This window comes from Pseudomonas sp. W2Jun17 (genome assembly GCF_023127795.1).
In the GTDB taxonomy this organism is placed as follows: Bacteria; Pseudomonadota; Gammaproteobacteria; order Pseudomonadales; family Pseudomonadaceae; genus Aquipseudomonas; species Aquipseudomonas synxantha_A.
Genome location: NZ_SPKO01000017.1, coordinates 1 through 3075, shown reverse-complemented (window position 1 = coordinate 3075; position 3075 = coordinate 1). Strand labels below are relative to the sequence as shown.

The 3075-nt window shown below is 51.0% G+C and carries 1 rRNA gene; it reads right to left on the bottom strand.

Features of this window, described 5'->3' with window-relative positions:
- Positions 1–19 precede the first annotated feature (19 nt).
- Positions 20–2911, bottom strand: a 23S ribosomal RNA gene (locus tag E4O98_RS11790).
- Positions 2912–3075 lie beyond the last annotated feature (164 nt).

Sequence of the window (3075 nt, the reverse complement as noted above, 5' to 3'; positions counted from 1 at the left end):
CAAATTGCTTGGGTGTTATATGGTCAAGCCTCACGGGCAATTAGTATTGGTTAGCTCAACGCCTCACAGCGCTTACACACCCAACCTATCAACGTCGTAGTCTTCGACGGCCCTTCAGGGAACTCAAGGTTCCAGTGAGATCTCATCTTGAGGCTAGTTTCCCGCTTAGATGCTTTCAGCGGTTATCTATTCCGAACATAGCTACCCGGCAATGCCACTGGCGTGACAACCGGAACACCAGAGGTTCGTCCACTCCGGTCCTCTCGTACTAGGAGCAGCCCCTCTCAAATCTCAAACGTCCACGGCAGATAGGGACCGAACTGTCTCACGACGTTCTAAACCCAGCTCGCGTACCACTTTAAATGGCGAACAGCCATACCCTTGGGACCGGCTTCAGCCCCAGGATGTGATGAGCCGACATCGAGGTGCCAAACACCGCCGTCGATATGAACTCTTGGGCGGTATCAGCCTGTTATCCCCGGAGTACCTTTTATCCGTTGAGCGATGGCCCTTCCATACAGAACCACCGGATCACTAAGACCTACTTTCGTACCTGCTCGACGTGTCTGTCTCGCAGTCAAGCGCGCTTTTGCCTTTATACTCTACGACCGATTTCCGACCGGTCTGAGCGCACCTTCGTACTCCTCCGTTACTCTTTAGGAGGAGACCGCCCCAGTCAAACTACCCACCATACACTGTCCTCGATCCGGATAACGGACCTGAGTTAGAACCTCAAAGTTGCCAGGGTGGTATTTCAAGGTTGGCTCCACGCAGACTGGCGTCCACGCTTCAAAGCCTCCCACCTATCCTACACAAGCAAATTCAAAGTCCAGTGCAAAGCTATAGTAAAGGTTCACGGGGTCTTTCCGTCTAGCCGCGGATACACTGCATCTTCACAGCGATTTCAATTTCACTGAGTCTCGGGTGGAGACAGCGCCGCCATCGTTACGCCATTCGTGCAGGTCGGAACTTACCCGACAAGGAATTTCGCTACCTTAGGACCGTTATAGTTACGGCCGCCGTTTACCGGGGCTTCGATCAAGAGCTTCGCGTTAGCTAACCCCATCAATTAACCTTCCGGCACCGGGCAGGCGTCACACCCTATACGTCCACTTTCGTGTTTGCAGAGTGCTGTGTTTTTAATAAACAGTCGCAGCGGCCTGGTATCTTCGACCGGCATGAGCTTACGGAGCAAGTCCTTCACCCTCACCGGCGCACCTTCTCCCGAAGTTACGGTGCCATTTTGCCTAGTTCCTTCACCCGAGTTCTCTCAAGCGCCTTGGTATTCTCTACCCAACCACCTGTGTCGGTTTGGGGTACGGTTCCTGGTTACCTGAAGCTTAGAAGCTTTTCTTGGAAGCATGGCATCAACCACTTCGTTAACTAAAAGTTAACTCGTCATCAGCTCTCGGCCTTAGAATCCCGGATTTACCTAAGATTCCAGCCTACCACCTTAAACTTGGACAACCAACGCCAAGCTGGCCTAGCCTTCTCCGTCCCTCCATCGCAATAACCAGAAGTACAGGAATATTAACCTGTTTTCCATCGACTACGCTTTTCAGCCTCGCCTTAGGGACCGACTAACCCTGCGTCGATTAACGTTGCGCAGGAAACCTTGGTCTTTCGGCGTGGGTGTTTTTCACACCCATTGTCGTTACTCATGTCAGCATTCGCACTTCTGATACCTCCAGCAAGCTTCTCAACTCACCTTCACAGGCTTACAGAACGCTCCTCTACCGCATCACTTACGTGATACCCGTAGCTTCGGTGTATGGTTTGAGCCCCGTTACATCTTCCGCGCAGGCCGACTCGACTAGTGAGCTATTACGCTTTCTTTAAAGGGTGGCTGCTTCTAAGCCAACCTCCTAGCTGTCTAAGCCTTCCCACATCGTTTCCCACTTAACCATAACTTTGGGACCTTAGCTGACGGTCTGGGTTGTTTCCCTTTTCACGACGGACGTTAGCACCCGCCGTGTGTCTCCCATGCTCGGCACTTGTAGGTATTCGGAGTTTGCATCGGTTTGGTAAGTCGGGATGACCCCCTAGCCGAAACAGTGCTCTACCCCCTACAGTGATACATGAGGCGCTACCTAAATAGCTTTCGAGGAGAACCAGCTATCTCCGAGCTTGATTAGCCTTTCACTCCGATCCACAGGTCATCCGCTAACTTTTCAACGGTAGTCGGTTCGGTCCTCCAGTTAGTGTTACCCAACCTTCAACCTGCCCATGGATAGATCGCCCGGTTTCGGGTCTATTCCCAGCGACTAGACGCCCTATTAAGACTCGCTTTCGCTACGCCTCCCCTATTCGGTTAAGCTCGCCACTGAAAATAAGTCGCTGACCCATTATACAAAAGGTACGCAGTCACCCAACAAAGTGGGCTCCCACTGCTTGTACGCATACGGTTTCAGGATCTATTTCACTCCCCTCTCCGGGGTTCTTTTCGCCTTTCCCTCACGGTACTAGTTCACTATCGGTCAGTCAGTAGTATTTAGCCTTGGAGGATGGTCCCCCCATATTCAGACAAAGTTTCTCGTGCTCCGTCCTACTCGATTTCATGACTAAGAGATTTTCGCGTACAGGGCTATCACCCACTATGGCCGCACTTTCCAGAGCGTTCCGCTAATCTCAAAGCCACTTAAGGGCTAGTCCCCGTTCGCTCGCCACTACTAAGGGAATCTCGGTTGATTTCTTTTCCTCAGGGTACTTAGATGTTTCAGTTCCCCTGGTTCGCCTCTTGCACCTATGTATTCAGTACAAGATAACCATCTTATGATGGCTGGGTTCCCCCATTCAGACATCTCCGGATCAAAGTCTGTTTGCCGACTCCCCGAAGCTTTTCGCAGGCTACCACGTCTTTCATCGCCTCTGACTGCCAAGGCATCCACCGTATGCGCTTCTTCACTTGACCATATAACCCCAAGCAATCTGGTTATACTGTGAAGACAACATTCGCCGAAAATTCGAATTTCTCGATTAAGAGAACTCACAAATTTTACCTTAGCCTGATCCGTTACCAGTGAAAGTAACGTTCAGTCTATCTTTCTATCACATACCCAAATTTTTAAAGAACGA